This is a genomic window from Methanocalculus sp., from assembly GCF_029762515.1.
GTDB lineage: Archaea > Halobacteriota > Methanomicrobia > Methanomicrobiales > Methanocorpusculaceae > Methanocalculus.
Map to the genome: position 1 here is coordinate 1 of NZ_JARVGN010000214.1, position 3990 is coordinate 3990.

Sequence of the window (3990 nt, forward strand, 5' to 3'; positions counted from 1 at the left end):
ATCAGATCGTCCATATGTTGCCGCTCCTTCGGAGACGACATGTTGTATTGGAGACGCCGGAGACAGCTTGTCTGAAACCTGATCCCTCATAGTGGGGAGCGGCTTTAATACCGCCGGGGTGTGGATCAGCTGCTCCTGAGCCTTCTCCGTAACAGCAGACCAGACAGTCGTCCTCACCGCATCCATCACCTGCCGCTCTGATGAGAATTTAACCTCACGCTTCGTTGGATGCACATTCACATCCACATCCCCGGGGTTAATCCGGCAGTCGATCACAGCAAACGGATATTCGCCTTTTGCAAGGCTCGTCCCAAATCCATCCCGTATTGCCCGTACAAGGGATGGCGATGCAATCTGCCGTCCATTCACCGAGATATAGATCTGATTCCTGTTTGTTCGTGATCCGAGTGGATATGCAACATATCCCACAACCGGGTTTTCACCCCTGAGCGGGGAGAGGGTGATAAGTGTGCGTGCGAGATCGCCACCAAAAAGGCTCTGGATCGTCTCCAGCAGATCCCCTCTGCCGGGAGTGGCAAACTTCTCCTTCTCCTGGTGCATCAACTGGAACGAGATCTCCGGGTGAGAGAGTGCGGATCGCTCCATCAGGTCAAAGACATGCGCAAGCTCTGTTGAGACAGTCCTGAGAAATTTCCTGCGTGCAGGAGTATTAAAGAAGAGACTCCTGACCTCGATCATGGTACCGGGTGGGGCGGCACATTCAGAGAGATCGGTGATCATCCCACCGGAGAGTGTGATTGTGATCCCGGCGATATCCTCCCGCCTCCTGCTCGTGAGTGTGACTTCTGAAACTGCCGCAATACTCGCAAGAGCCTCACCCCGGAATCCAAGAGTGCTGATCTCCGCAAGATCCCCGGCAGTTTTGATCTTGCTTGTTGCATGCTGGCGGAATGCAAGGGGTGCATCTTCCGGAGACATTCCCCTGCCATCATCGATAACAGTTATTCGCCGGATTTCCGCACTATCGCTCTTCACAAGGACACGGATGCGTGTTGCACCTGCATCGATTGCATTCTCAACAAGCTCCTTCACAACAGATGCCGGCCGCTCCACCACCTCGCCAGCGGCGATATGGGAGATTGTCTCTTCATCAAGGAGATGTATTGTCGGGTCTGCCATTTACTCACCAGCCTTCTTCTTCAGTTCTGCTAATGTGTTCAATGCTTCGATCGGGCTCATCATATCGATATCAAGGGACGAAAGCTCTGAGATTACCGGATGATTCTGTTTCTCAACTGAACCGGAATCCATCAGGAGAAGTTGTGTGTACCGGGGTTTTCGTTTTCCGGGCACCTCGCCCCGCTCCTCTTCGGCTAATGTCTCCCGGAGGATGGTGCGGGCCCGATCAAGTACCTTCCCGGGCACTCCGGCAAGGCGGGCGACATGGATACCATAGCTCCGATCAGTTGCACCGGGGATCAGCTTTCTGAGAAACGTGATCTCATCATCTGTCTCCCGCACCGCAAAATGGTAATTCCTGACCCGCTTCAACTCGGTCTCCACTTCGACAAGCCGGTGGAAGTGGGTGGCAAAGAGGGTCTTTGGACCTGATGAACGCCTGCCATGGAGGAACTCAAGAACGGATCGTGCAATGCTGTACCCGTCAACGGTGCTTGTACCCCTCCCGATCTCATCCAGGATCACAAGGCTTCTGTCGGTTACATGCCTGAGGATATATGCAAGCTCAACCATCTCCACCATGAAGGTGCTCTGCCCGCCAGCAAGATCATCTGATGCACCGACACGGGTGAATATCCGGTCAAGGAGGCCGATCTCTGCGAGATCCGCAGGGACAAAGGATCCCGACTGTGCCATGATACAGATGAGGGCAACCGAACGCATATAGGTCGATTTTCCTGCCATATTGGCACCGGTCAGGATCAGGACCTGATCGCCTTCACTATCCATTTCGGTATCATTTGGAACAAAGCCGGACTGCACACTCTCCTCGACCACCGGATGCCGCCCGCCCCGGATCACAATAGAGGAGCTGTCAGTGAGCAGGGGACGTACATAACCTCTTCTGGCGGCTACATCGGCAAAGGAGAGGAGGAGATCGATCATCCCGACAGCCCTTGCCGCTGCCTGAAGTGCAGGTACCAGCGGACGGAGTTTCCCGATCAGATCGAGGTAGAGTTCAGCCTCACGGGCAAGTGCCCGTTCATCTGCAGTCGCGATCGTCCGTTCATACTCACGGAGAGCGGGGAGTGTGAACCGCTCACCAGACGCTGTCGTCTGTTTCCTCTCATATTCCGGTGGAACACGGCTGAGGTTTGGTTTTGTCACCTCGATATAGTACCCAAAGACCTGGTTATAGGCAATCTTCAATGATTTGATCCCTGTCCGTTCGCGTTCGGACTGCTGGAGCGAGAGGATCCAGTCCCTGCCAGATCCTGCCGTATCCCTCAGCGTATCCAGATCGGAATCATAACCATTGCGTATGACACCCCCGCTCCTGACAAGAAGGGGTGGGTCGTCAGTTATTCCAGATCTGATGAGGGCAATTGTCGGATCAAAGCTCCCAATCTCCCCGGCAAGCTCTTCCATCAGGGGGGGTATTTCACCTTTGAGAGAGATGGTGATCCCCCTCACAGCATCAAGAGAAAGAGCCAGTGAGATCAGGTCACGTGGAGAGGCATTCCCGATTGCAATCCTGCCAGAGATCCGTTCAATATCACCGCATCCGGAGAGAGACTCAAGAATATCAGTTCTGGTAAGGGGTGAGTCAAGGAGCCATGCAACCAGATCGAGCCGATCATTAATGGCCTGTTTGCTGGTGAGAGGGGCTGTGATCTCAGAGGAGAGTGCCCGCCTCCCCATCGGAGTCTTTGTTGAGTCGAGGGTTAAAATCAGGGTTGCTTTTGAGCGTTCCCCCCCAATCGATCGGGTGATCTCAAGGTTTCTCTGGGTGACAGCATCCAGGATCATGCGGTCAGACGCATGCATGAGCCTGATCCCGGAGAGATGGGGGAGGGCGTTCTTCTGGGTGGCAATCGCATAGGAGAGGGCAGCACCTGCTGCTCCGACTGCAAGCGGCATCTCAACAATCCCAAAGCCTTCAAGGGTTGCCACACCAAAATGGCGGCAGAGAAGAGAGTTTGCATCTGCCACATCAAATTCTCCGGGATGACGATCTGTTACCAGAACAAAATATGATTCGAGGAGACGGAGAATCTCCGGATCTGTCCTCTCCGGAATCAGGCATTCTGCCGGGCGCTGGGACTCGATGACAGACGCAATCCCCTCGCTTCCTTCGTTTTTTGGTATCTCGCGGACGGAAAACTCGCCGGTTGTGATCTCAAGGATCGCGATACCAAAGGATTCGGCCTTCCGGTCAGGGAGGAGCGCCATCAGGTACCGGGAATCAGGAGCATCCACAATCGAGGGATCGACTGCGCATCCGGGTGTATGGACACAGACAACATCCCGCTTCACCACCCCTTTTGCCTTTTTGGGATCCTCGATCTGTTCACAGACCGCAACCCGGTACCCACGCCGGACAAGGCGGGGAATATAGGCTTCAGCTGCATGATAGGGGATGCCCGCCAGCGGAATCGGCTTCCCGGACGGATCAGTTGACCTTGAAGTAAGGACGATTCCAAGTTCACGGGCACAGATCTCCGCATCCTCGTAAAATGTCTCATAAAAGTCTCCCATACGCATAAAGAGGATACAGCCCGGGTACTGGTTCTTCATATCCTCCACCTGCTGCATGGCAGGTGTCAGCGTTCTGGGTTTTGACATGCAAGTACCTGATCTCATCTCTCTCCTGAAATAATCAACGATCGGTGATCGCAATCTTTGGATCCGATGAGAACAATTATCGCCTTTCATGGCATGAATCACCATATGGGCAGCATTGGATACTTCAGAAAAGCGATCGAGACGATGCCGCGTGACGAGCTTGATGCAGTCATCGATGAAAGAGTCAGATATACCATTCACTACGCAAATGAACATTCCCCGTTC

General features: G+C 53.9%; 2 protein-coding genes. Both read right to left on the reverse strand.

Annotation, left to right across the window (positions count from 1 at the left end; genetic code table 11):
• The coding region (gene mutL, locus QCH34_RS08220) for a DNA mismatch repair endonuclease MutL (protein ID WP_300332731.1) at positions 1 to 1140 on the reverse strand (1140 nt) is incomplete at its 3' end.
• Positions 1141 to 3783 (reverse strand): DNA mismatch repair protein MutS, encoded by a 2643-nt coding sequence (gene mutS / locus QCH34_RS08225; protein WP_300332734.1) that lies wholly within the window; start codon positions 3781 to 3783, stop codon positions 1141 to 1143.
• Positions 3784 to 3990 lie beyond the last annotated feature (207 nt).